Source organism: Leptolyngbya sp. 'hensonii' (assembly GCF_001939115.1).
Lineage (GTDB): Bacteria > Cyanobacteriota > Cyanobacteriia.
Map to the genome: position 1 here is coordinate 1 of NZ_MQTZ01000009.1, position 23490 is coordinate 23490.

The window sequence follows — 23490 nt, forward strand, 5'->3', positions numbered from 1 at the left end:
CACTTCGAGTATGCTTTGGCTCAAGGGGGATTCAAGAGTGCCAGTTATGTCCAAGTCATGGACTGGATTGCCGAGAAGGCATCTGTTACCCTGGCTCAAACGGGGCGATTAACGGTAGTTGTTCAAGATAATGGCTCTGCCCATACCAGTCGTCTGGCTCAGCAACAATGGCTCAAGTGGCAAGCCCAAGGATTGTTCCTCTTCTGGTTGCCACCCTACTGTTCTGAGATGAATCGGATCGAGGAGCAGTGGCATCAACTCAAAACCCATGAAATTGCTGGGCGGATGTTTGAGCATGAAGTTGATTTAGCCGATGCGATCATCGAGGGAATGCAAGCTCGTAGTAGTAGGGGCAATTACTCCCTGGAACGTTTTATATTTAATTCCTCCTGACTACTTACATCTTTCCGTGAAACTTCAACCAGAGGAATCGGCATGGCTTCATCCGGCTCAGGGGTTAGCAACTTGAGGGCGGCGACATCACCACTGTCCAAACGGTAGGGCAACCATACCACGACTTCTGCCTGAATTGGTTGGTCACTGGCGAGGACATGGAAATCTAGGGAAATCTGCTTCTGCGGCTGTCCTTCATACTCGGCGAATTTATCCTTTTCGATGCCGATCGCTTGCAATACTACATGGGCACAGGTCAGCACATACCCTGGCGCGACTAGAAATCCGGCCCCGATCGTATTCCCTTTCTGATCGAATATGCGAGTGATGGCTTTTTCATAGTCGTCAACGCTGAAGGTCATTGATGCTTCCACTTCAGCGTAATTTCATAGGTCGCCTCACCACCCACTTTAGTTACGATGGCATCCACCTCTCCACTCAGCTTAATACTGAACTTCACCTCGACTTCATCGGCTGGGTCAGCCATGGCATTGAGCCGAGTTTTCAGCGTTCGGATCATTGGTGCAATACTATCCAGTGCCTCACTCAGGGTTTGCCGAGCCCTGGCTGCAAGTTGCCCCGGCGATTTTGAAACAGGTGTAATCTCGTCAGACTCAACGTCCTCGACCTCAATCAAAACTGTCTGACCCTCACCCACATCGAATTCGACTAGTTTTGCCATAATGCAGTTAATTTTTCCGATAAAGCAAATAAATTCCATCATAGTCTATCCATTCTGTTTAGCTCTAAAACGAGTCTCTTCTAGCAGTAAAAAATTTGATCGCCTACGGCGAGAAAAAAGGGCTAAGAAAATTCAGGGCTAAGAGCTTAAGGGCTGAAGTGCTAAGAAAGAGTCCTCGGCAGCACGCAACAAACCCGAAAGCCGATATTGTTGAAACGGCCCTCGCGCGAATAGTAGTAGCGAACAGCAGAACGGCAAAACCTCGGAATGCTGTTCCAGGAGCCGCCGCGCAGCACTCGACGGTTCTGCTCCCGATCTGCTTCTATCCAGGCACTGCCATCATCCGGAGCCCCTTGGTAATTGCTGTGATAATCGTCTTCGCACCACTCCCAGACATTGCCGTGCATGTCATGTAGCCCCCAATCGTTTGCTGGAAAGCGGCCTACATCAGTCGTCTGTTGCCGATACTCCCCTGACGCCCCATTGTTGTAGGTGTAATTCCCGTTGTAGTTCGCCAGGTCAGTAGAAAGCGTCTCGCCAAAATGAAATGGGGTGGTGCTCCCGGCCCGACAGGCATATTCCCACTGGGCCTCACTGGGCAGGCGATAGGCTTTGCCAGTTTTAGCGGATAGTCGCTGGCAAAATTCCTGAGCCTCCTCCCAACTCACCTGCTCTACCGGACGGTTATCTCCCTTGAACCTCGATGGGGCGGGGTTAAGTCGTTCTTTGTTGATCGGGTCATAGCCCGCGACGACTCGCCATTGCGCTTGCGTAACTGGGTAGCGCCCCATCAGGAACTGCGACACCCTGACCGGGTGTTGGGGCCGTTCGCGATCAGAACTTTCTGGCTCCGATGCTGGTGCTCCCATGACAAATTCCCCGGCGGGAATCAGCATCAGCATCAGCGTTACACCCTGGCCCAAGTCTTCGGTGTAGCTTTTATTGGTGCGCTGATAACGATGAAGAGTCAGATTATTTGCCAGGGGGGCAGGGGACGTACTCACAGTGTTATCGGTTGAACATCATCTGACTCTAGCCTATCGCGACTCCCAAGCGCTGCGGCCCCAAGCAGTGCCCTTGCCATACGCTCGATCTTGAGCGCCAGAACCCACTCAAATCTCGTGGAGTTTGACTCCAGTACCTCATCCTTGGCTGCTTCCAGTTCAGGGCGTTGCCCCCTCCACTCCCAAGCCATCTTCTACTATTTAATTGCGCCCAGCTACTTGGAACGTTTTATATTGAATTCTTCCTGACCACTTAGAAGGAACGATCGCAACCCGCACCAGTAAAAAACCTCATGCGAGTTGCGATCGCACCCTTCATCAAGCCACCAGGTCCAGCATCTCTGACCCAGCTAAAGAATTAGCGATCGCTAACCGGACCTCCAACTTCTTGACGCTAAACTCATTTCTGAGTAGCTCCAACTTGGCGACTGCCTTGCCCTTCTCTCCAGTTAACCGAAGTGATTGGGCTGATGCTTCGATATGGGTCCGGTGGCTCTGTAGCAGTTCAAAGCGGCGGGTCTTCCGCTGGCTCTCATTCTTGAGCGAGTCATCAAACGAGATCGCCAGATCAATTTCACTTTCAATCTGGGTAATCGCCTGCTTCAATTCCGTAATTCGGGTTTCGAGATCTGCCAGGGCAATGGCCGCCCGGTGAATTGCCTGGGGATATTGATTTAGTTGCATTAGGTATTCCCTCCAGTTGTCCAAAATGGTCGGTTGAGTAGTTCTCTGTGATTCTTTCGGGCTTTGAGCCTGCGTTCGACCTGTCTTGCATCTTGCAAGGTAGGGGTAATGAGGGTACGGATTACGCAGTAGGCTATGCCCCTCTCGTTTGCGGCCTTCAACATCCTTGCGCCAGTTCCTGACCTGTGTTCTGCCAACCGTCGCTCCAGGTTGTCTGTAGAACCCAAGTAAAACTGGGCTTGATGGCGATCGTTGCCAAGGGGCCACGATAGGTGAATCAGATACACGATGCCCATAGGTCCACCTATTAGGGGGCATTGCTGCCCCCACCTGGGTTATGTAGGCATCAGTTCCTTATCCATTTCATGGTCTGAGCAAGGCTCAGAATAGGAACAGCGCTGTAGGGCACTGCGAAAAATTCTGCTGTTATAGCCGTCGTAGCTGGAGCAGTGTTCAAAGGCATCTGCCGTTAGCAGGTCCAGGGAGTCGATCAGCCACTGTTGCAGACAATTCTGAAGGTCAGCCGTTGTGTAAAGCGCTCCTTCATTGGTCAGGTAGTGCTGTTGTAACCGTTCAGCGGCCTGCTCCAACTTCTGAGAGTTTAGGTGAATCCGGCCTGGGCTGTGTTCTGTATTGCGAATAGTTCCGGGTGTTAACATCGTTAGTGATCCTTAATTGGGTCTGAGTTTGAGGGCACTGTTCTGATTGGCGTCGGGCAGTGCCTCTCTTGTTATTCTTGTTATCTAACCGAATCGGTTAGAAGTCAATCGAATCAGTTAGATAATTGTCGTTTCCATTAGAAATGGGTAGGATATGGTTAGAAACTGACCATTTAGGGGTATAAGGATGACAGCCACACTAGCCGAAGCCCAAAGCATGACAATTAGATGGATGCTGGCATCAGTAATGCTGGAGAAGGATATCAAGACCGGAGATCTGGCCGAACGGACTGGCCTGCATCCAAACACAGTTTCTAAGCTGAAATCTCACAGGGAGATGCCAGCCAGACTCGATCGGGAAACCTTAGAAAAGCTGTGTGTTGCGCTCGACTGCACACCTGGGGATCTATTGCGCTACGTTCCTAATGAGGCTCAAGCATGACTGAATCCATCAAGGCTACCCGTGCCCAGGTCACGATCGGCTCCCTTATTGTTGACGGGTTCATGCTGCCCGACGGTTGACCCCAGAGCCTGGACGACCTTCGTTCTAATTGGGGAGTTGCGTTCAAAACTCCTCGATCGTCACCTCCGTGCAGGCCATCTGAAACCGGCACCCGACAGCCGCCGCCAGGACGATCGCAGTATCCAAGTTACAGGAGTGAACCTCAAACACCCGATAAATCTGTCGCCTGCGGCTCTCATAGGTGGCCTCAGTATCACCCAATTCCTGAGTGAGCCTCACATACTCCCGTGCTAAATTTGGCAACCATTTCTCATCCCACCTTTTTTTAGCTCGGCGTTGAATCGACTCTAGAACCAATTTGCTCGTGGTTATTTCCATTGGCCCAGTCTCATGGTGCTAGCGTTCATCTTAGTGCTAAAAATATCACAGTAAGTTCCCTGGCAGTTGCTGTTGGCCCTGGTAGATGGGGGAAGGGAGCGATCGCACCACTCCCGATTCAGTACCGGATCACCAGGAATGGCGCAAACTAAAATCCAGGTGAGAGTCCAGCTCTCTTCTGGGCAAATTTCTGGCTACCTCTTCGCGGGTCATCCACTGGGGGATGTTGCGAATCTCATGAACAGAGAGCTTACCCGTGGTAGAGAGTCCCAGGTTTCTCTGTCGGGGGGTATCTGATCGCCATCGCCGGTTGTGGCGATCGAAGGCAAAGCGTAGGGTTTTGGTCTCAAACATCGTTTCTCAGTCCTTGTTCTAGGGGAAGGGTTGGCCGGGGCACGACTCCCGGTTATGTGTGGGTTATCGCCAGATGCAAAGGTAGTGAGTCACCAGATACAGGCAGGTACGAGAGGCGTAACAACGGGGCTGCCGGTTGAATCGGAGTTTGAGATCTGGTTTGGGGTCCAGGGTGGCGACCAACACAATGCGCCAACCGTGAAAGGTGAGGCCAGCGATCGGGGCCAGGAGGCGATCAAATTCAGTTTGCATGTCTAAAACTCCTCCTGGTTGCGAGGATTGGGGTTATCCACATAGCCGAAAGCGAAATGCTGCCGGTGATCGTAGTGCTGGATTGTGCCATCTGGATTGGTCGGCAATTTCTTGAGACCGTTGATATAGCCGTTCAAGTAAGTCGGATCGGTGTAGCGGGGGTTCTTCCCAAAGGCAGCATCTTCTGAGCCATCCAGGAATCGCTTCTGGTCGCCTTCAGCCTCCTGCTGGCCCTGATGTTCTAAAGCCTGTTTATCTTGGAGTGACATAATGGAATCTCCATCTAGTAGTGTTCTGGGTGGTATGCCCCTGCTGATCTTTGGTCGGAATGGCAGGGGCTTTGATTTGAGCAGTTTTGGGACTTACTCCGGTCGGGCCGCTTACTGGTAAACGGATACCAGTTGCCGCATGAATTGCTGTTGCCGTTTGGCCTTGCTACCCAACCAGAGACTGTTCAGGTGACCACTGACCCCACCTCGTTGGGGGCTGTGGTGGTTGTAGTATTCGGTCACAGCAGACAAAGCCCCGTAAGCTGTCTGATAGCGGCTGAGTTCATTGGCTCCCTGTCCCTGACCTCGGAACAGCTTCAGACAGAGCTGAACTGGCCGGGGTTGCTCTGCGATCGGTTTATTGGGGTCGCCAAATTCCTGAATCAGTAACAGGGTGAATTCGGCTTCACTGACAGGGGTGTTTGCCAGTCGCTCAGTTTGTTGTTGGAAGGTATGGAAGTTATTTTTGGCTGCTTCCAACACGTCCAGAATGCGTTGCCGATCGTAGCTGCCAACATGGTTGATGTTGCGGCTCCCCACTCGAACAGGTAAGGTCATACCATTCGTACAGATGCGGGCATTTGTCATCAGGTCAACCCGTAACCCTGCGCCACACTCGTGATAGTTGGTCAGCAAGATGCGCCCATCAGTGACATCATCACGGGTGAGGCTGAACTGTTCGTTGAGTTTGGCAGTTGCAAAGATGGTGCGTCCTCCCCGCAATTCGCCCAGGTGTTCCAGTTCCAGGCCGGTGTCATCGCAGAACTGACGAAAGGTTTCCAAAATCTGACTATTCTGGAAGGGTTGCCAGCGTCCACCAACGGTATCTAGCAGTAGGCCACTATCGCTGCGATAAATGGCTTGACGATAGTTAGACTCGTGAGAGTAGGTCAGGCCATAACGCAGGTCTGACAGCTCTACACTCCAATCCAAACCCGCTTGTCTAAGCTGCTCCTGAAGGCTCAACTTCGAATCAATGGGGGCTCCAACTCCCCGATACATGGCCACGTTTTCCTCGGTGGTAGCTTCCATGGACTGGGTGTGCGTCGTTCGTTGTTGGTTGCGGATCTGAAGGTTGTAAGCTGGTGAGCTGTTACTAGGCTGATGTTTGAAAGTCATAAGTTGTCCTCATTTAGTTGTTGTTCTGGGTATCGCTGCGTGGTCGGTCGCAGGGGCAGTTTCAAGACTTACCCAGGTCAGCGGGCTATACCTGATAGCCCTGTTTGCGGCGGGTCTTGCTCACTTTGGGTGCTGGTAAGGGCTGGAGCATGATGCGGATCAGATTGTCATCGCTGGGCGGGGGTGGCTGGGGTGATTGCATGGCTGATTTTCCTTTCAAGTGGACAGAGGCAGACTTGCAGCCGTCTGCCAGGGCAGTATCTTAAGCAGCTTGGCTCACTTGCCGATTGGTGCAGATGGAAACCAGAGCCAGGAGGCCATCAAACTCCCACACCTTCACCTCAAAGGCACATTCAGGCAGTCGATCGCTCTCACGAGCCAAACACCGAATGCCGCTGTAATGGCTGCGTAGCCAGGTCACAAACTCCTGAGCAGATTGCTCAGAGTCGAAACCAAAGTAAGCACACTGAATACGATCGCGGCGGCCATTCTTACCCGGATGCTTCAAAGCCTTGTACATGAGAGCTAACCGGGGGGAGATCTGTAACAGGCTGAAGCCATCCTTGAGCGTGATGATGTGGGTGCGGATCATGGCTGTCTCCTTAACTCTTATGTGTTAATTTTAGCACAAAATAGTACATGTGTATTGAATTTGACATAAAAAAAGCCCCATATTTAGGGGCAGCGATCGGGGTCTGTGAAACCTACCAGGGCAACAGCACACCTGGCGTTTCTGAACCGTGAGATGGAGGCTGAGGGATAGTTTCCCGAATGGCCGAAAGTGCCCAGGCTGGGGCAGAGAGTAGTAAAGCCAGACCACGATCGCAGGGGGCAGAAGCCTGCAGAGAACCACCCACAGAACGAAACCAGTCAGAAAACCCCAGAGGTAGGCAAGAGCCGGATGGGAACCAGATAACAGCACAACCAGAAACTCTTGCAGGACGGGACCAACAGCCAGCGGGGAACTCGAAGGGACAGAGCAAGGACATAGACAAAAGATCTGATGCGATTGTGCTAATTATAGCACAAAATAGAGGCGGTTTGAGGCCAGGGCAGTGCAGTGGGCACCCCTTGCCCTGTGCTACCCTTACCCCCTCTCCTAGCCCAGCGGCAATGAGCGCCAGAGATTCCCCCCGGCGAACGGAGCGCCCCAACCAAACGACAAAGCACAGGCTGGCAGGCTGTGTACCTTATCAATTACCCTGGCTTCTTGATCGAGGAGTGTGACACAGCCTGACTGGTTGCCTGTGCCAGCTTGCCCCAGTTTGGCGCGAAGTGAGCCGTCAGAGATCTCCACTGGGAAGCGCGGCTGGAGTGCAGCGAGAGCGGCGCGGCAACCTTGTCAGTGGAGCTGACCGACCGTAGGGAGGTGAGCGGAACGGTAAATGAATAGTTTGTGAAGAGAGTTTCAAAGCCTCGCTACATCCTCTAGACTTTGATCAAAGAAAAACTCTTCCTCAAGATCATTGAACTATGCCAATGCGGAGAGCGGATCGCAAAGATTCCAACGACGACAACGCGAATCGGAACCCTCGCTCCCGTCAGCAGGAGCCAGCTTCCTCTCACGAACTAAAGCAACTCTTGATGACGGCCCGCAGCCAACGGGATGAGGCCCGCAGTAAATCAGAAGAATGGGAAAAGGTTGCCAAAGCCAACGAAGCTGCAGCCAGCCAACTGGTTCATGTGCAGCAGGAATTGCAAATCATCCGTACTGAAGTTCATCAATGGCAGGGACAGGCAGAAGCAAATCATCAGCTCTTTCAAGTAGAGCAAGAGCAACATCATCAGGTCTTGTCCTGGTACCAGGCTGAGCAGGAGAAAACCCAGTCTTACATTGCACTCTACACTGAGGAAAAGACCAGGGCGGACGATCTATTGGTCCAATTCCAGCAGGCTCAGACTCAGACCCAGCACTACATGACCCTGTATCAGGAAGCGCAAACTCAGCTCACGGTAGAGCGGCGATCGAAAGCGGGAATCAAAGGATGGGAAACTCGCCGGAAGCGGGAGAACGAGCGCCTGAAACAAGAAATCCTTCAAATGACCATTTTAGTGCGGGAGTCTTTGGCTAAGAGAGATGAGACGGAAAGTACCCTCTATGAAATGGCCGATCGTATGGATCGAATTCAGAGCCTAGTTAATTCAGTCGAAGAAGAATCCACCAGTAGCCCCATCGGACTGCTACAGAAGTTTAAGCGGATCTGGCAGGCTGTTAAAGAGATCTTGGAAGATTAACACCCCTGTCATGCCTAAGAAAGTCACTGAAATTGACCCTCCGCCTGGGAAAAAGAGTCTGGGCGATAAGATTCGCGGGATAGCCGATCAGCTCAGGCAAGATACGGAAGTGCAGATTAAGGCGACCTCCCGCATCCTGGGAGCTGCTGCCCAGATAGCCCAGAACCACGATCGCTTGATCGATGAAGTTACAGAGATGGTGGAACAGGACCTGGAGCAGGAAGAACAGGCCCAGCGGATAGCAAAGGCAATAGGAAGCCTGCCGCAGACCTATACCGAGGAGACCCTCAAACAACAGTTCAAAACGCTGAATCAGGCAAAGGCCCATTTCGATATCAAAGCAAATAGCTGGGCTGCTCTGGCTGCCAAACTCAACCAGGCACCGGCTGTAAAGTCTGCACCTTCTCCTCAGCAGGATGTCCTCTCGCGTCTGGAGGGAATTGAAGCAGAGGTGACAGAATTGCGAGCTCAGGTTACGCAAGTCCTGACGATCGTGACTGAGATTTTGACTGTGGTGAACCAGGGGGCACCCAACCGGAAGTAAAGCGTTCTATGATAGGCCGACTCCAGACATGTAATTTCTGCCGATCGAGCTACTCATACCAGACTAGCTGCACCACCTGCCAGATCGCCTTTGTCCCCAGCAAAATTTGACTGCCTGCGATCGGGAGAGCGTCCACCTCACCTGTACATTCACCACTTTCCGGCGAGAGGACGCCATGGATCTGGGTTCAGGGTTAAAAACAGTCTATGATCCGATTGGGTCATGGAGGCAGACCTGCAACATGCTTCAGAGCATTGGCTTGGCATTAACTTATCTGCTGTTAAAAAACCAGCTACACACCATGTTCTGGGCCATACCAACCGGGGAATCTTGGGAAAATTCGGCGAGAGCAGTGACTTCATCACTCTGACTGTAACCACCCTTCTTCAGGTAAGCACGGGTTGAAAGAAGTGTCAGGGTATTGCGATAGCAGTTGGTTTCAAAGATAAAAGAAGTGGCCCTAGAGTCCTCTGCTAAAGATCCATCGGCATAAAGCTGGAAAATTGCGCCATATCGGGTTGTTTCGGAGTTGCCGATCGACCAGGTTATGCCATTACGTTTAAGTAAGAAAGTGGCCTGATCTTCTGCAGCAGCCCTGAGAGGCAGACTGGTTAGCAGCCCTACCGTAAGGAGGGTAAGTGCGGTGAAAGATTTGTACATAAACTTTTCCCAGAAATCTTTCTGAAGTTAAAGATGGATGTCCCTTGATAGCTTCGGGATCCTTGCTGAATCTTTTTCATCAGATCGCTGAATGTAGTGGTAAGTCAATCAATGATTGACGGGCAGCCAAAATTCAGGTTGTTGATTGGGGTTGAATTTTGCTGCTTCTAATCTAGTTTGTGTTTGAGAGGTTTGCGGGTTCCTCTCCCATTAAGCGACGAGTGATGAAGAACAGCAGAACGAAGCGCCAAGATAGTAATGTTCAGTTAGAGGAACTGTAGTAACGCGCAATCAGTGAGATTTTGGGCAGGTTCCCAGCCTGAGCATTGCAGATTGGACAATCCAGGCAAATACCTAAATCATCACTTAATTAGTCTGTGTAAAGCATCTGGAAAGTGCTCCGGAGAAAAATCAATTCCCAGCAAAGATTTTAATAGATATAGCACAAGCAATAGGGTGGCACTGACGGTAAGATTAAAGCCAATCAGCAAAATAATAACTGAGACCAGATTACCCACATAGGTAATAGGATCGAGCAAGGAAGGCTTCCGGAGTTTTCGTCGCCGATCTTTTCCAACAAATAGGACAATGTAAAACCGAGAAAACAATAAATCAACCACAAAACGGAGATCAACAATTTTGGGAGATGGTCTGGGAATTGCCTCCCGCAACAATCGGCGAATCTCCTCCAACTGAGAAGGCTCCAGTTGAGTCAAAATGTTGGGATCCATTTGCTTAATATAATCTTCTGCAGTTCTTTGGCCATAAGCCCCATTTCCTGCTTCCAGATTGATATTCTGACGCATGATCACTCCTTGCAAAGAACTATGGGATCAGCCACTGATGGAAAAGCAAATAACCAACGCCCATTGCAAATAATGTCAAGCCACTCAGGCTACCCCAACGTTCCCACACGGTCCATCCTTGACTCCGCAAAAACTCAGAAGCAAAGGCCAGTAAAAAAGCCAGAATTAGCGCAATACCCCACAAGGCCAAAAGGGTTATTGCCCAGAGTCGAGCAGACGATAAAGAAAGCCAGTGGGGAATATATCCTGGCCAAGGATGTTCCAAGGTGAATAACATCAGCAATAGAACCAACCAAAAATTTGTCAGGACGATCGCACCCCTTCCTGCAGATGAAAGGTAAAAGATTGTCAGGCTATTCAGCAGCCAAACCAAAGTTTGGGCCTGACAAGCAGCCAGGAAAATCCCACCTAAAGTATATCCTCCTGCCAGAGTAACTCCATAAAACCAAAATTGTCTGGCAGACAACTTTCCCTGGATAGAATCGGAGCCGGAGTTTAAAAAAGACAACTGTAGCGATTAAAATTCAGCATTTTTTATTCTACAGGCATAAACTTCCCATAATTGAAATCTTCAAAAGCCAGTAAGTAATCGGGTGAGATTAATTATAAAAATGGGGGTCTGGGGGCTTTTGCTGGCGCAACGCTTCGCGAACGCCCCCAGGAAGGGGGCATGCCCCCTTCACCCCTACACCTATCCTCGATTTAATTGTGCCGACCCACTTAAGTAGATAGACCTACTTATCAGGCAGATCTTGCATGCAATTCCTCTCAATCAAACCACTCGGGTCATCCATCCTGGCCCAGTTTACCGAATCATGGCCCACAAAAAACCCCGACTTGCGTCGGGGTGCCTGACTTAAAGGAGAAACTTGTCCCAATGCATCGCAGAAAAAGCTTTAGCTAACGGCCAGGGAAGTCAAAATCAGGAGACCAACAAACAGGGCTGCGATCGCACCTTGGAAGGCGTAGCGGGATTGCTGATCTTCAGAGGGATACTCAGCGTAGTAAACGGAGGGCTCAGAAGCGTAGATGTTGGACAGACCTTCGTTGTTGATGGTATTCATGGCTGATTCCTTAATTGAATGCTCTCTATTAACTAATATAACAGATTGTAAAAATATTGCAACATTTTCCAGGAAGTATGCATTCAGATTTCCTGAGTTATAAGATAAGCAGAGCTGAACGGCCCGTTCTGCATGCCTGGTTCCTCTTGCTAAAGTGTTCCTTGTTTATGCTGTCCTCTCAACTGAAACCTGCAATCCTCCTCCCCCTGCTGCTGTTCCTGCTGGTGAACAGCGCAAGACAAACGCCTGCGGAAGTCATACAAGCGTTCTCTGGCCAGATCATGGCGGCGGATTGGAGTAAGACGATAGAAAGCTATTGCCAGGGAGGAAGTGAGTACTATGTTCTGGTGGTAGGGAGCAATCGCTATCCTCTCAATTCAAACCGGGACTGGCCCTATGCCAAAAATAACGGTGCAGCGCTCCAGAGGCTGAAACAACAGTTCCAGAGACAGGTAGGACAGACCGTTGTTGTGCGGGGAACCCTGATCACCCGCACCTTTCAGCAGAAAGAACATTGCCCAGACGCCAAGATGCAGTGTTTGAGTGGATCTATTACTTGCCAGTGGATTCGGGTTTCTCAACATTGATGATGAATAAGATGACATCAGACAGACTATAGTAAGTCGTTGTCAAAACAACTTGGTGAGGAGTTCTCTTTGAATCCCAAACAACAGTTGTCGCTCTTTAGCCATGAGTCGATCGGAACCTATGCAGTCTCCCTCCCAAGTGAGGTAGCCATGGGTTGTGAGGCCCTACAAGCCTGGAAACAGCGCCTGTTCCAGTATCAACAACAGGTCCATCTAAGACCACCAGTGGAGCAGGTACCCCTGTTTGACCTGCCAGCCACACCAACTGCCCCTGATCCCGATCGCATCGACCCCTTTGCCCTGCCCCAGCAAAATATAGAGTTCTGGCGCTGGAAATTTGACAATCGGGGGGAAACAGCTCTGTATTTTGTGATCGACTATGAGCTGCCGATCATACTATACGTGGGGGAAACCAGCCGATCTAACAAGCGCTGGAAGGGGTTCCATGATTGCAAACGATATTTACTCAACTATCGGCAGGCCCACTACGCTCACCACCTCTCCACAGCACTGGGGATCGCCTTCTGGTTCCAGGCTCCGGCTGATACCCGCCAGCGGCAGGGCATGGAACTGGACCTGATCTATAAGTGGCGATCACCCTTCAACAAAGAGAACTGGGACTTTTGGGGCACCCCGTTCACGGGCGGCAAAGTATGAAGTCACTTCGGTTATTCAACTCACCCGGGCCGACGATACTCTAAGCCCAAAACTTGCACCGCAGGAACTGAGACTGTCAGGAATTTCCGATCGACTTCCTGCAAGCCAGATTGCTCAAATTGGGCCAGTTCACGGTTCGAGAGGGGCCAGGGTGGACCATCCGGAACTGTGTCATCAGGTCTGAGATGGGTCACCACCAGCAGACTGCCCTGGGGAGCCACAAGGGAGGCCACTGCTGTGATTGCCTCAGTTCGCAAGTTCAGGGGCAGGGCCTGCACATTTCGGCATTCAAAGACCAGCTCAAACCCTCCCTGCCAGGCCGGACTGAGATGAAACAGGTCCGCCACCTGATAATCCACCGGGGAGTTAGGAAAGCGCTGCCGACACCAAGCGATCGCAGTGGGAGAAATGTCAAAAGCAGTGACCTGGAAGCCTTGCTCTGCAAGGGCCTCAGCGTCATCTCCTAAACCGCAACCCACTACGATCGCAGCGCCTTTGGGAGCTGAGACAATCCGCTGGCCCAACCAATCCTGGAGATAGGGATGGGTCGCTAACCTGGCCCAGGGAATTTGAGCCGTGTCCCCTTGAGCTTCAGCATAGAGGGGTTCAAACCAGGCATAGGGGTCTGCCTTTTGGATGGCCTCGGAAGCCATCTGACTGACCCGCTGTTGCAGGGGACTGGGTTGTTGTTCAGACATGGTATTCCGCAGTTTACAAGTTCTATATTTAAAGTGGTATCACAATTTAGAATTGAACCTCGATCGAGTAGGGAATGGCAGATTCATTGCGGGCCTCTGAGCAGGGCCTGGAAATCATTGACAAAGCCCGGAGGCTCAAGGGTTGGACAAGGTTTAATTCTGCCGCCTGGTGGCAGAAGGCTTACAGTAGCCGATCGACCCTACAACGATTCTGGAAGCAAGAAAATATCACGCGGGATAAGTTCATTGCCATTTGTGAGGCGGTAGGCATTCGGGCCTGGGAAAAGATTGCCGAACCTCAAAGGATAGACTTAAGCACCTTGTCTCCTGATCTACAGCAAGATTTGATCCAACACCTGCCCAAAGGAATGTCGATTCAGAACGTGACGGCAGGTACCGTCAATCAGAGTGGCACTGCAGATCCTCCTGTCAACCCCTTTCGGGGGTGGGAAAAAGCACCGGATCTGGATCGTTTTTTTGGTCGGGACGTTGAACTGCAGCAACTCCGAGCCTGGATTCAGGAAGGTTGCAAACTCATTGCCATCCTGGGTATGGGTGGGATCGGTAAAACCAGTTTGGTAGTTGCCTTGGCCGATGAACTCCAAAATGATTTTGATTGTTTCCTCTGGTATAACCTGACTGGCGCACCTTCTCTGCAAACTTTTTTGACCGATATTACCCCTTTTCTGGTTGAACAACCACCAGTTTCTCCCTTTAATTATGCTTCCGGAAATGCTACAAATCTGCTCAATTATTTGCAAAAATACCGTTGTTTACTGGTACTCGATAATGCGGAATCCATTTTAGACAGGGGAGAACATACCGTCGCAGGTCACTACCGATCGGGATATGAGGATTACGAGGGGTTATTCCGCCAAATTGGGGAAGGCCGACATCAGAGTTGTCTCCTGATCACCAGTCGAGAGCAACCTCAGGGCCTGACCCGCATCACCGGCCATAAAGTCCGCTGTATGTCCCTGCGAGGGTTACCACCCGCGATGGGATACAGAATTTTGCAAGACCTGGCCACACCGCCCCCACAGATTGAGGCCTGGCATGCGATCGTCAATCACTATGGGGGAAATCCCCTGGCATTAAAAATTGTGGCTGCTGGTATTCGCAACTATCTGGGCGGAGATCTGGCCTACTTTCTGGAACGGCTCCAGTCGGGCAGTTTTCCCTTCAATGATATTCGCGATCTGCTGCAACACCATCTGGAGCGGTTATCAGATCGGGAGCAGGAAGTGTTATTCTGGCTGGCAATCGTCCGGGAGCCAATCCCCTTGCCAGAGCTGGAAAGCTGTTTACTATCGACCCTTTCTCGCCAGGAGTTACCGGCCACCCTGGAGTCCTTGCACCGGCGATCGTTGCTTGAGATGACGGGGATAGGATATACCCTGCAACCAGTGATCATGGAGTATCTGGTGACGCAATTGATTGCTGAGATCGTTACAGAGCTTTTGGACTGGAGTCGCCATCTGGCTGGGAATCCTCCGATTGACTTATCCAACGCCTACCTGAATACCTATGCCCTAATGCAGGCAACAGCCAAGGACTATATTCGAGACACCCAGAGGCGCTTTCTGGTGCAGCCGGTTCTGGAACAGGTGGGGTCTACCGTTCTGTCCCAACTGGATCAACTGCTGGAGCACTTACGACAGCATTACCCCCGGCAACCTGGCTATCTGACCGGGAATCTGCTGAATCTGATCGCGCAAAGGGACCGTGGCTTGCGGGGGGTGGACTGCTCCCACCTGGTGATCCGGCAGGCTTACCTGAGAGGAGTGAATCTGCATCAGGTTAATTTCACCCAGGCTGAGTTCCAGCAAGTGGTTTTTTCGGAAACCATCAGCAATGTGCTGGGGGTTGCATTTCATCCCGATGGCCGGACTCTGGCGACTGTGGATGACCAGGGCTGGCTCTACCTGTGGGATATTCTGGCCGATCGCCAGATGGCATCGACAAAAGCCCACCTGGAGTGGATTTTTGCCCTCGCATTCAGTCCAGATGGCTGCAGGCTGGCAACGGCTGGATTGGACTGGGTCGTGAAGCTCTGGCAATGGGATGGGCAGCACCTGGTGCTGGAACGGCAACTGGAAGGGCATACGATCGGGGTCGCTACCGTGGTCTTCAGTCCCGATGGCAGGTTGCTGGCCAGTGCCAGTGCCGATAAAACCGTGAAACTCTGGGAGGTGCCAACGGGAACCTGTCGCCATACTTTGCAGGGTCATCGAGATATTGTCCGAACGGTGGCATTTTCCCCCGATGGCCAGACCCTGGCCAGTGGCAGTTGGGACCAGACCGTTCGCCTGTGGGACGTGGAAACGGGAGCCTGTTCCCGGATTCTGGAAGGCCATACCGGACAGGTTGAGTCCCTCTCCTTGATGGCTCTAGCATCCTGCCCCCCTGTGCTCATCAGTGGCAGCTACGATCGCACAGTGAAATTGTGGGATCTGCAGACGGGGGCTTGCCTGCAGACCTTAACAGGTCACCGAGATCGGGTCTGTATCGTCACCTGGGGGACGATCGCCGCCCCATCCAGAGATGAAGCTCCCCAGATCCTGATTGCCAGTGCCGGAGATGATGGCACCATCCGCCTCTGGGATGGCCGATCGGGGGAGAGCGTAAAAACCCTGTTCGCCGGGGAAGACCGAATCTGGACCCTGGCCTTCAGTCCCCAGGGCAATTTCCTGGCGAGTGGGGGGCAGAACAGCCTGCTGAAGTTGTGGGAAGTGCAGACGGGACAATGCTGGAAAACCGTCCAGGGGGCAGAAAATCAAACCATGCCCTTTGGCTTCAGCCCCAATGATCAGATCGTCTACACCTACAGCTATCGGGAGCAGCATCTGCGGCACTGGGACTGGAGAACAGGGACCTGTTTGAAAGTTCTGCCCCTGCAGATTCGGGCAGCGATGGATGTGCGCCTGCGACCGGATGGACAGGCAGTGGTGGTGGGTGGTTTTGATCACATTGTGAAATTGTTTGAGATTGAAAGTGGCACCTGTCTCCAAAACTTGATCGGCCATCAGGGCTGGGTCAGGGCTCTGGCGTTCAGTGCCGACAGTCGCTGGTTGGTCAGTGGGAGTGGAGACGGTACAGCCCGTCTCTGGGACTTGGAATCTGGCACTGAATTGCACTGCTTTGCTGGTCATGCCAGTCCAGTGCAATGTGTCGCGCTGAACCCTGCTGCGACCCTGTTAGCAACCGGGAGTTGGGACCATACCATTAAGCTCTGGGAGGTGCAGACGGGGCACCTGCTGAGAACTCTGGAAAAACAGCATCCGCATCGAATTGAAGATATTGTATTCAGCCTGGATGGCACCCAGTTATACTCCTGTAGTTTGGATGGCACCATTCGAGTTTGGCAGGTGGAAACTGGGGCCTGTAGCTTGGTTTGGCAACAACCCGGAGCCGGGGTTGTTTGCCTGAATCTGAGTCCAGACGGAAACCTGCTAGCCTGTGCCAGCTATCGGGGAGGGGTTACGATTCGACAATTGCCCCAGGGAACGGTTCTGAATGTCCTGGAGGGAAACCTGATGTATGGCATCAGTGCCTTTACAGCAGATGGTCAGACGATCGCCATTCGGGGGATCCAGGGAGATTGCCAGTTATATCATGTGTTTACCGGTGAGCTGTTGCAAACCTTGCAAATGCCCCGACCTTACGAAGCCATGAATATCACTGGAGCCCTGGGGCTGACCCAGGCACAACGGCAAACCCTGCAGGCGCTGGGAGCGATCGAGGCTTGATGGGATGGAACAACCCATCCCATCAACTCTTGATCAGTTCAGTCCAGCAGGCTCCCATAGGGGGGGGCTGGGACGATGTCCTTTTTAATTTATTCTTATAAGCTATCTTATCAAGATAGTGCTAGCATAAAGTCGATCGAAATACGATATGCCCCATGGATGCTGACCTGCTTCACAAAGCCGCAACGCAGGCAAAAACTCGGTGGCTAGAAAAATCGCTTACCCTCCTTTTGCCCCAGATCTGGCAATTGACGATCGAGACTCCCCATTGGGAAGCAATGGCCTCAGCCTGGGCCAGCCAGATCGACCAGTTATTTCAAGCCCAAAAACTGACGACCCCCGGTCAGCAGAAAAACCGACGCACGGATATTGCCAATGCCCTGCGAGTGATTCACCCTCAGCATCCGGCCATTCCCTTTGTGCTGCTGCCCACAGAAGTTTATATTGCCCTGAACCACGCACAGGCCAAGCAGTTAAACGATCGCACCAATAAGTTTTTCTCGGCTCAGCAAGCCAATGAACTGGTGGATCGGGCGATTGCCCTGCTGGATCGCCACAATCCTGACGATGTGGCAGCAGGGTTATCCGTGCTGGTTGGCAGGCGAATTAGCGAAATTCTCGTTTCCCGGTTTCAACCCAAGACGGCTTTCAGTCTCTGGTTTTCGGAGCCTGCCAAACGTCGGGGAGCAAGGGGGCTGACGTTTGAAATCCCCACCCTGGCAGAGGCAGATCGGGTCCTGAGGGCGATCGAGCACCTGAAACAAGTCTGGAACATTGGGGATCTGCAGGCCCTTGGTCTGCCCCCAAATCATCTCAAACGCAAAATCAATGCCCGGTATACTAGCGTTCCCCGAGCCTGTCGCCAGCACTTTGCCGATCTGGTGCCGGGGCGGGAAGCCAATAATGATCCAGGGGAACGGCTCTACACCCATTTATTTCGGGCGGTTTATGCTGAAATCGCCACCTACTACTACAAACCTGAATGGATCCCCGATCATCGCTTTAAGGCTGAAATTCAAGGCCATTTCAAGCTGACAGCCGATGGCCAGAAAATTTCCAATTATGCTGCCCGCCAGAATTATGACGACTATTTAATCCGCGATCGGCTCCCGGATCAATCCGGTGTCAAGCTGGGTTTGCCCGGCGTGACGGTTCTAGACGTTTTTCAACAGGAGAGGACCTCCATGTCAGATGGGGATAGAGAACCAGAATTCGAGCAGGCAACAAACCCCACCTACCTGGGCAAAGGGACAATCAATGCCCTTTTATATCGGGCTGTCGATCGCCTCCTCTTCTCCAAACAATGGCCCGAGGCACTTGCAGGCTTACTGATGATGACGGGCCGAACGGTCGCTGGGCTTTTGTCCGCCAGTCCAGCTCCGAAAACCCAGTTTTCAATTCGGGTAGGCGACCTGGAAATTCCCACCCTGACCACAGCGACCCAGGTCATTGCGGCCTGGAATAAGTTCCGCCAGATGCCGCCACCGCCATTACCAGCAGTCGAAGAGGACATCCAGACAATCTGCCAGCAGACCTTCAATGACCTGGCTCCCATTCAAGGGGTGAGTGATTTAAGGGCAGTCTACTCAGCGATTTCGCTCCACTGGTTTTGTCCAGATGAGATTGAGCCTGGCTTGTTCTTACAGGCAATTGATGCGGCAGAACCACACCTCTTTCAGACCGAAAATCCCGATCGAGGCATCAAACTGGCGCAACGTAATGTTCAGGTGTTGGAGCGATTTAAGCCCAGGGAGACAATCCCATCCACTGCAGCGGTATTACCGATCAAGGACACCCTATCTGAGCCCCCACTAAGTAGACTGCGCCATCGGCGGAAAACGCTCGTCGTGGATGCGGATTTACTCAGGACAGTTGCAGCAGCCTTTGGGATTGAGATCAGAGGCAAAGGTGGAACTGTAGGGTTAAGTTATGAGGCTGCCCTGGCTCAATTACTCAACCATCTGGCAGAACACCATCAGGACTATAACCCTCCAACAACCCAATCTCCATCCAAACAACCGGGTTCAGCTCTGGCGATCGCAGTGACCGACCAGGCCAAAACCCTCGCCTGGTTCACCGGCAGAATTGAAGCCCTCGAACAGGAGGTTGAAACCCTGAAAAAAGAACGGGCTGATCTGATGGCTCAGGTGGGACAGCCACCCTTATTTGAACTGGAACAACTGCAGCAGGAAAATCAACGCCTCAAACTGGAGCGTGACCAGGCTACAACCAAACTGGAAGCCTTCAGACGCCTCTTGAATGGGAACGAAGATCCCCCCGAACAGGGTCAGAGCGAACAGGCAGCCCCAATCGAAGCAGTGACCCATCTGCCCATCACCTCCCCCGACAAACCACAACCAGAAGCATCGTCGGCTGAATCGATCCGGGTTCGCAAACGCCAGGCAGAAAATCAGGTACTGGACAATATCCGCCAAGCTGTCCGGGCAATGATGGCGTTGAATGACCAGGATGGAAGAGCTCTAAATGACAAATGGTACATCTCTTTTCCGGCAATTCAGACCCTGTTGAGAGCCCATGGGATGTCTGCGAATCAAAAATTGGTCGCTCAGGTGTTTGAAGAAATGAAAGCGGAACTCGAACACCATCACGATCGCCATGGGATGGGATCACGGCATAATCGCAGACACCCCGATCTGACTAAAATTGTCCAGCAAATCAACTTGAAGCCTCTCTTGAATGCCGCCCTGGCCGATTCTTAAGACTATAGTCGTCGTAGCCATTTGGGACGAGAGCAGAGGAGGATGAGGTTACTCCCCCTCCTATCATCCCATTCCTGCCTATTCTCCATAAGCATCTCCAACCACTTTGCCTCGGAACACAACATAGTTATAGATGTTGTAAGCCAGGACGATCGGAATCAGGAAACCAATAAAGGTCAGCATAAAAACCAGAGAACTGAGAGAGGCAGCCGCCTGGTAAATGGTAACGCTGGGGGGAATGATATTGGGGAAGATCACAAACCCTAAGCCAATAAATGAGAGCGCGAACAGCAGAAAAGTCCAGATTAAGGGGGTGTTTTCTTCCCGATGCTTCAGACTTTGTAATAGTAGCCAGCCCAGCACAATTCCCAACAGGGGAATTAATCCGAAAATATAAACCATTGGGGCTGTGAATAATAATGTCCGGGCTTGTTCAGACAGAATGGGCGTGGTCACCGTAATGAAAACAGCACCAATGAGGGTTGTCCAGGTGGCGATCGTGGCCGTTTTATAATGGGTGTCCTGTAGCTCACCCGAGGTTTTGAGAATCAAATAGGTAGAGCCAATCAGGACATAGCCTTGAATCAAAGTCAGGGCAACAATGACGGATCGCCAGGTCAGCCAGTCCCAGATGCCCCCTGCAAAGTGCCCTGCTGCATCCACCGTAATCCCTTCAAACACGCTGCCCAAGGCAAACCCCTGCCCCAATGCTGCCAGAAAACTACCGACTCCAAAAGTAATATTCCAAACGAGTTTGTTGTCGGCATTCTCGCGGAACTCAAAGGAAACAGCTCGCAGGATCAAACCCACCACCATGATTACTGCTGGCAGGTAAAGGGCGTTCAAAATTGTGGCATAGGCCAGGGGAAACGCTCCAAACAACGATCCACCCATCAGCACCAGCCAGGTTTCATTTGCATCCCAAACATTGCCCAGGCTAGTCATCAAAATACTCCGCCGTTCTTCACTGGATGCCGTTAGGGACAGGATGCCAACTCCCAGGTCAAACCCATCCAACAGAACGTAGAGAAACAGAAACAGTCCCAGAATAAAAAACCAGACCTGCGGCAAAAACTGTTGTAACGGTTCCATATCTACCTCCTACTGTTGGGCTTCCGCTGGGCGGCGATCGGGCTCATGTTGGGCAGGTTCAATCCCCAGGTTGGGTTGCCCACCAAATACAGGGGCAGGAAGTTCCAGATTGGGACCTTTGCGAATGATTCGACTGCCAAAGAACAACGCGGCGGTCAGGAACACCACATACATACTGGTTAAGCCCACCAAGGAGAACAGAACTTCACCTGCAGGCAGATGCGATGCGGATTCAACCGTTCGCATCTCTCCATACACAATCCAGGGTTGTCGTCCCACACAACGCACAATCCACCCGGTCTCGACTGCCAAATACCCCAAAGGAGCCGCTAAAATCCAGGCACGCATCAGCCATTTTTGCTCCGAGATCGTACCTTCTGCCAGCTTGCCCCGCAGCCATTGCAGGACACTTACAGCCATCAAAGCAGCAAAGAATGTGCCGATACCGGACATGATGCGGAATGAGTAATAAATTAGACTGATCAGGTGCGGACGATCAGCAGGTTCCCATGCCTTCAAACCTTTCACAGGTTGGTCCAGGGTTGGTTTTAGCTCTAGCAGGTAACTCAGCCCACCCGGAACTTTAACCTCCCACTCATTGCGCTCTGCCCGATCGTTGGGGATTGCCAGCAAGCTCCAATCAGCCCGTTCTCCGGCAGGAATCGTTTCCCACTGAGCCTCCATTGCGGCAAGTTTGGCAGGCTGGTAATGATAAATCTGCTCGGCACTCAGGTGTCCCACAAAAATTTGCAGGGGGGCGATCGCAATGGCCACTGCCAGCACGACTTTCAAGGACTTGGAAAAGAATTCAGTATGACGCTGGTTCAAAACATACCAGGCACTAATGCCACCAATCACAAACAGGGATGTTTCCAATGTGGCAAAGAACATATGGAGAAAACTGTTGACCATGAAAGGATTGGCGATCGCCTGAAAGTAATCCTGCACAACAAACTTGCCATTGACGAACTCCCCACCCGCAGGGGTTTGCAGCCAGGAATTTGCCGACAGAATCCAAAATGTAGAGAGATTTGCCCCAAATGCAACGAGGATGGTGGAGATAAAGTGAATCACAGGAGGCACCCGTTCCCAACCAAACAGCATAATGCCGAGAAAACTTGCCTCCAACATAAATGCCATCGTGCCTTCAAAGCCCAAAACGGTGCCAAAGAAGTCACCCACCGATTCTGAGAAGGGTGCCCAGTTCAAGCCAAATTGAAACGCCATGGGCAATCCGGATGCCACTCCAATCCCAAAGTTAAGGACATACAACTTTGACCAGAAGCGGGCATGGCGATAATAATCCAGATTGCGGGTCTTGAGCCATAACCCTTCAATGATGATGAGATAGATTGCCATGCCTGTCGTCAAAACGGGCCATAGCATGTGAAAAATTGCAGTCAACGCAAACTGCAGGCGTGATAGTGTCACAGTATCGGCAGGAAAATACATGAACTCTCCTTACAAGGCAAGGCCAAACCTATAAGTTAATTTTACAGGTCGATTATACAATCCTTTAGTTATGCAATTGGTATAGGAATGACCTTGTCTGGTCTTCCTAAGGATCGTGGATTTAATAACTCCGAAATTTTCAGCCCTCACCCCCAACCCCCAACCCCTCCCCCTCTCCCATCGGGAGAGGGGGCAGGGGGGTGAGGGCAATCAGGAGTTTATCGGTGTTATTTAATTCTCATTCCTAAGCCAGTAAGGATGCGAAGCAATTTACGGGGTTGTGTTCTAGATATCCCCCTTCCGGCGGGACTCATGTCCGGGAACCAGGTAATATGCTCAGGTACCAGCAACTATTCGTTTGTCCCTAACAAATAGACGGTCGTAAGTTCATGCATTCAGAGCAACCTGCTAGCAACGGCACTCCAGAAGAATGTGCAGCGGATCTGATGGAAGCCATTCACCCGATCATGCAGTTTATTCGGATGGAAATGCGCAGCCATCGGAGCCCCACCCTCTCAGTGCCCCAGTTTCGGGTTTTAGCTTTTCTGAATCACCATCCGGGGGCATCCCTTTCTGAGGTGGCAGAGCACTTGGGCGTGACTAGGGCAACGGCTTCTACCATGACCGATCGACTGGTACAGCGGGGCCTGGTCGATCGGGTAGAGTCCCCTTTCGAGCGTCGTCATATCATGCTGAAACTAACTGAATTGGGCAACAGCCAATTGCAACAGATGCAAGAAGTGACTTGCAGCAGAATCTCTGAGTTACTGGGTGGTTTAACCTCAGAGGAATTGACCAGGATGTCTGAAACCCTGGTCAAATTAGAGAAGATATTTCGTGCGGCTTGTTCTTGAATGGGCTTTCTAAGGAACGGGAATTAAATAACCTGGATTTCTTCAGCCCCCACCCCCAACCCCTCCCCCTCTCCCAAATTCCGGAGAGGGGGCAGGGGAGTGAGGGCAATCAGGA

At 51.7% G+C, this 23490-nt stretch carries 29 protein-coding genes; 9 read left to right on the forward strand and 20 right to left on the reverse strand.

Annotated features, from left to right (window positions below; genetic code table 11):
- Positions 1-393 (forward strand): transposase (locus BST81_RS03340; protein WP_171974653.1); only part of this gene is annotated, 393 nt, incomplete at its 5' end.
- Here the strand turns inward: BST81_RS03340 and BST81_RS03345 are convergent.
- The 6 genes from BST81_RS03345 to BST81_RS03375 form a co-directional block, all read right to left on the reverse strand.
- On the reverse strand, positions 357-755 hold the full coding sequence (locus BST81_RS03345) for a trypsin-like peptidase domain-containing protein (RefSeq protein WP_075597131.1): 399 nt from the start codon (positions 753-755) through the stop codon (positions 357-359). The genes BST81_RS03340 and BST81_RS03345 overlap by 37 nt on opposite strands.
- A complete protein-coding gene (locus BST81_RS03350; RefSeq protein ID WP_075597155.1) occupies positions 752-1075 on the reverse strand; it encodes a CU044_2847 family protein in 324 nt (107 codons plus the stop codon). The genes BST81_RS03345 and BST81_RS03350 overlap by 4 nt, the downstream gene beginning before the upstream one ends.
- 161 nt (positions 1076-1236) lie before the next feature.
- Positions 1237-2079, reverse strand: a complete 843-nt coding sequence (locus BST81_RS03355; protein WP_253188069.1) for a formylglycine-generating enzyme family protein — start codon at positions 2077-2079, stop codon at positions 1237-1239.
- Between the two features lie 318 nt (positions 2080-2397).
- Positions 2398-2763 carry a hypothetical protein gene (locus BST81_RS03365; protein WP_075597133.1) on the reverse strand — a complete coding sequence of 122 codons (366 nt, stop codon included), beginning with the start codon at positions 2761-2763 and terminating at the stop codon, positions 2398-2400.
- Entirely contained in the window at positions 2763-3059 is a 297-nt protein-coding gene (locus BST81_RS29200) for a GIY-YIG nuclease family protein (RefSeq protein WP_083636641.1), read from the reverse strand. The genes BST81_RS03365 and BST81_RS29200 overlap by 1 nt, the downstream gene beginning before the upstream one ends.
- Before the next feature lie 39 nt (positions 3060-3098).
- A complete protein-coding gene (locus BST81_RS03375) occupies positions 3099-3422 on the reverse strand; it encodes a hypothetical protein (RefSeq protein ID WP_075597134.1) in 324 nt (107 codons plus the stop codon).
- A gap of 217 nt (positions 3423-3639) precedes the next feature.
- Here BST81_RS03375 and BST81_RS03380 point away from each other — a divergent pair, with 217 nt between their 5' ends.
- Positions 3640-3864, forward strand: a complete 225-nt coding sequence (locus tag BST81_RS03380) for a helix-turn-helix domain-containing protein (RefSeq protein WP_083636646.1) — start codon at positions 3640-3642, stop codon at positions 3862-3864.
- A gap of 123 nt (positions 3865-3987) precedes the next feature.
- Here BST81_RS03380 and BST81_RS03385 read toward each other — a convergent pair whose 3' ends face one another.
- The 7 genes from BST81_RS03385 to BST81_RS27900 all read right to left on the reverse strand — a co-directional run bounded on the left by BST81_RS03385 (position 3988) and on the right by BST81_RS27900 (position 7114).
- Complete coding sequence (locus BST81_RS03385) at positions 3988-4188, reverse strand: hypothetical protein (protein WP_143780201.1); 201 nt, start codon at positions 4186-4188, stop codon at positions 3988-3990.
- A gap of 204 nt (positions 4189-4392) precedes the next feature.
- Complete coding sequence (locus BST81_RS03390; protein ID WP_075597137.1) at positions 4393-4617, reverse strand: hypothetical protein; 225 nt, start codon at positions 4615-4617, stop codon at positions 4393-4395.
- Between the two features lie 63 nt (positions 4618-4680).
- Positions 4681-4869, reverse strand: a complete 189-nt coding sequence (locus tag BST81_RS03395) for a hypothetical protein (RefSeq protein ID WP_075597138.1) — start codon at positions 4867-4869, stop codon at positions 4681-4683.
- 2 nt (positions 4870-4871) lie between these two features.
- Positions 4872-5138 (reverse strand): hypothetical protein, encoded by a 267-nt coding sequence (locus BST81_RS03400; protein ID WP_075597139.1) that lies wholly within the window; start codon positions 5136-5138, stop codon positions 4872-4874.
- Positions 5139-5249: 111 nt separating this feature from the next.
- Positions 5250-6257 (reverse strand): DUF932 domain-containing protein, encoded by a 1008-nt coding sequence (locus BST81_RS03405; protein ID WP_083636643.1) that lies wholly within the window; start codon positions 6255-6257, stop codon positions 5250-5252.
- A gap of 262 nt (positions 6258-6519) precedes the next feature.
- Positions 6520-6849, reverse strand: a complete 330-nt coding sequence (locus BST81_RS03410) for a hypothetical protein (RefSeq protein WP_075597140.1) — start codon at positions 6847-6849, stop codon at positions 6520-6522.
- Positions 6850-6961: 112 nt separating this feature from the next.
- On the reverse strand, positions 6962-7114 hold the full coding sequence (locus BST81_RS27900; protein WP_171974654.1) for a hypothetical protein: 153 nt from the start codon (positions 7112-7114) through the stop codon (positions 6962-6964).
- A 622-nt stretch (positions 7115-7736) separates the two neighbouring features.
- Here BST81_RS27900 and BST81_RS03420 point away from each other — a divergent pair.
- Complete coding sequence (locus BST81_RS03420) at positions 7737-8492, forward strand: hypothetical protein (protein WP_216351196.1); 756 nt, start codon at positions 7737-7739, stop codon at positions 8490-8492.
- A 10-nt stretch (positions 8493-8502) separates the two neighbouring features.
- Positions 8503-9036 (forward strand): hypothetical protein, encoded by a 534-nt coding sequence (locus BST81_RS03425; RefSeq protein ID WP_075597143.1) that lies wholly within the window; start codon positions 8503-8505, stop codon positions 9034-9036.
- 270 nt (positions 9037-9306) lie between these two features.
- Here the strand turns inward: BST81_RS03425 and BST81_RS03430 are convergent, their stop codons facing one another.
- The 4 genes from BST81_RS03430 to BST81_RS27320 form a co-directional block, all read right to left on the reverse strand.
- Positions 9307-9696, reverse strand: coding sequence for a hypothetical protein (locus BST81_RS03430; protein WP_075597144.1), 390 nt, complete (start codon positions 9694-9696; stop codon positions 9307-9309).
- 362 nt (positions 9697-10058) lie between these two features.
- A complete protein-coding gene (locus BST81_RS03435) occupies positions 10059-10502 on the reverse strand; it encodes a hypothetical protein (protein WP_075597145.1) in 444 nt (147 codons plus the stop codon).
- 19 nt (positions 10503-10521) lie between these two features.
- Complete coding sequence (locus tag BST81_RS03440) at positions 10522-10875, reverse strand: hypothetical protein (protein ID WP_143780202.1); 354 nt, start codon at positions 10873-10875, stop codon at positions 10522-10524.
- Positions 10876-11398: 523 nt separating this feature from the next.
- The gene (locus BST81_RS27320; protein ID WP_143780203.1) at positions 11399-11566 is read right to left on the reverse strand and encodes a ssl1498 family light-harvesting-like protein; all 168 of its coding nucleotides are present in this window, start codon (positions 11564-11566) and stop codon (positions 11399-11401) included.
- A 167-nt stretch (positions 11567-11733) separates the two neighbouring features.
- On the opposite strand from BST81_RS27320, the gene BST81_RS03445 reads away from it, so the two are divergent.
- Both BST81_RS03445 and BST81_RS03450 read left to right on the forward strand, forming a co-directional pair.
- The gene (locus BST81_RS03445; protein WP_143780204.1) at positions 11734-12153 is read left to right on the forward strand and encodes a hypothetical protein; all 420 of its coding nucleotides are present in this window, start codon (positions 11734-11736) and stop codon (positions 12151-12153) included.
- Positions 12154-12222: 69 nt separating this feature from the next.
- Positions 12223-12810, forward strand: coding sequence for a hypothetical protein (locus BST81_RS03450; protein ID WP_075597148.1), 588 nt, complete (start codon positions 12223-12225; stop codon positions 12808-12810).
- Between the two features lie 20 nt (positions 12811-12830).
- Here BST81_RS03450 and BST81_RS03455 read toward each other — a convergent pair whose 3' ends face one another.
- Entirely contained in the window at positions 12831-13508 is a 678-nt protein-coding gene (locus tag BST81_RS03455) for a class I SAM-dependent methyltransferase (RefSeq protein WP_075597149.1), read from the reverse strand.
- Between the two features lie 74 nt (positions 13509-13582).
- On the opposite strand from BST81_RS03455, the gene BST81_RS03460 reads away from it, so the two are divergent.
- Both BST81_RS03460 and BST81_RS03465 read left to right on the forward strand, forming a co-directional pair.
- Positions 13583-17257: an NB-ARC domain-containing protein gene (locus tag BST81_RS03460; RefSeq protein WP_075597150.1), complete on the forward strand. Its 3675-nt coding sequence runs from the start codon at positions 13583-13585 to the stop codon at positions 17255-17257.
- 155 nt (positions 17258-17412) lie between these two features.
- Positions 17413-19977 carry a protelomerase family protein gene (locus BST81_RS03465; RefSeq protein WP_075597151.1) on the forward strand — a complete coding sequence of 855 codons (2565 nt, stop codon included), beginning with the start codon at positions 17413-17415 and terminating at the stop codon, positions 19975-19977.
- A gap of 78 nt (positions 19978-20055) precedes the next feature.
- Here the strand turns inward: BST81_RS03465 and cydB are convergent, their stop codons facing one another.
- Both cydB and BST81_RS03475 read right to left on the reverse strand, forming a co-directional pair.
- Positions 20056-21069 (reverse strand): cytochrome d ubiquinol oxidase subunit II, encoded by a 1014-nt coding sequence (cydB, locus tag BST81_RS03470; RefSeq protein ID WP_075597152.1) that lies wholly within the window; start codon positions 21067-21069, stop codon positions 20056-20058.
- A 9-nt stretch (positions 21070-21078) separates the two neighbouring features.
- On the reverse strand, positions 21079-22521 hold the full coding sequence (locus BST81_RS03475; protein ID WP_075597153.1) for a cytochrome ubiquinol oxidase subunit I: 1443 nt from the start codon (positions 22519-22521) through the stop codon (positions 21079-21081).
- A gap of 389 nt (positions 22522-22910) precedes the next feature.
- Here BST81_RS03475 and BST81_RS03480 point away from each other — a divergent pair, with 389 nt between their 5' ends.
- Entirely contained in the window at positions 22911-23375 is a 465-nt protein-coding gene (locus tag BST81_RS03480) for a MarR family transcriptional regulator (protein WP_075597154.1), read from the forward strand.
- Positions 23376-23490 lie beyond the last annotated feature (115 nt).

Bases quoted from the DNA above. Each gene is read 5' to 3' on its own strand.
- BST81_RS03380 (WP_083636646.1), top strand. From the start codon at position 3,640: ATGACAATTAGATGGATGCTGGCATCAGTAATGCTGGAGAAGGATATC.
- BST81_RS03445 (WP_143780204.1), top strand. From the start codon at position 11,734: ATGCTGTCCTCTCAACTGAAACCTGCAATCCTCCTCCCCCTGCTGCTG.
- BST81_RS03410 (WP_075597140.1), bottom strand. From the start codon at position 6,849: ATGATCCGCACCCACATCATCACGCTCAAGGATGGCTTCAGCCTGTTA.
- BST81_RS03375 (WP_075597134.1), bottom strand. From the start codon at position 3,422: ATGTTAACACCCGGAACTATTCGCAATACAGAACACAGCCCAGGCCGG.
- BST81_RS03480 (WP_075597154.1), top strand. From the start codon at position 22,911: ATGCATTCAGAGCAACCTGCTAGCAACGGCACTCCAGAAGAATGTGCA.
- BST81_RS03435 (WP_075597145.1), bottom strand. From the start codon at position 10,502: ATGCGTCAGAATATCAATCTGGAAGCAGGAAATGGGGCTTATGGCCAA.
- BST81_RS03455 (WP_075597149.1), bottom strand. From the start codon at position 13,508: ATGTCTGAACAACAACCCAGTCCCCTGCAACAGCGGGTCAGTCAGATG.
- BST81_RS27320 (WP_143780203.1), bottom strand. From the start codon at position 11,566: ATGAATACCATCAACAACGAAGGTCTGTCCAACATCTACGCTTCTGAG.
- BST81_RS03350 (WP_075597155.1), bottom strand. From the start codon at position 1,075: ATGGCAAAACTAGTCGAATTCGATGTGGGTGAGGGTCAGACAGTTTTG.
- BST81_RS03390 (WP_075597137.1), bottom strand. From the start codon at position 4,617: ATGTTTGAGACCAAAACCCTACGCTTTGCCTTCGATCGCCACAACCGG.
- cydB (WP_075597152.1), bottom strand. From the start codon at position 21,069: ATGGAACCGTTACAACAGTTTTTGCCGCAGGTCTGGTTTTTTATTCTG.
- BST81_RS03460 (WP_075597150.1), top strand. From the start codon at position 13,583: ATGGCAGATTCATTGCGGGCCTCTGAGCAGGGCCTGGAAATCATTGAC.
- BST81_RS03400 (WP_075597139.1), bottom strand. From the start codon at position 5,138: ATGTCACTCCAAGATAAACAGGCTTTAGAACATCAGGGCCAGCAGGAG.
- BST81_RS03395 (WP_075597138.1), bottom strand. From the start codon at position 4,869: ATGCAAACTGAATTTGATCGCCTCCTGGCCCCGATCGCTGGCCTCACC.
- BST81_RS29200 (WP_083636641.1), bottom strand. From the start codon at position 3,059: ATGGGCATCGTGTATCTGATTCACCTATCGTGGCCCCTTGGCAACGAT.
- BST81_RS03365 (WP_075597133.1), bottom strand. From the start codon at position 2,763: ATGCAACTAAATCAATATCCCCAGGCAATTCACCGGGCGGCCATTGCC.
- BST81_RS03420 (WP_216351196.1), top strand. From the start codon at position 7,737: ATGCGGAGAGCGGATCGCAAAGATTCCAACGACGACAACGCGAATCGG.
- BST81_RS03405 (WP_083636643.1), bottom strand. From the start codon at position 6,257: ATGACTTTCAAACATCAGCCTAGTAACAGCTCACCAGCTTACAACCTT.
- BST81_RS03345 (WP_075597131.1), bottom strand. From the start codon at position 755: ATGACCTTCAGCGTTGACGACTATGAAAAAGCCATCACTCGCATATTC.
- BST81_RS03425 (WP_075597143.1), top strand. From the start codon at position 8,503: ATGCCTAAGAAAGTCACTGAAATTGACCCTCCGCCTGGGAAAAAGAGT.
- BST81_RS03475 (WP_075597153.1), bottom strand. From the start codon at position 22,521: ATGTATTTTCCTGCCGATACTGTGACACTATCACGCCTGCAGTTTGCG.
- BST81_RS03430 (WP_075597144.1), bottom strand. From the start codon at position 9,696: ATGTACAAATCTTTCACCGCACTTACCCTCCTTACGGTAGGGCTGCTA.
- BST81_RS03465 (WP_075597151.1), top strand. From the start codon at position 17,413: ATGGATGCTGACCTGCTTCACAAAGCCGCAACGCAGGCAAAAACTCGG.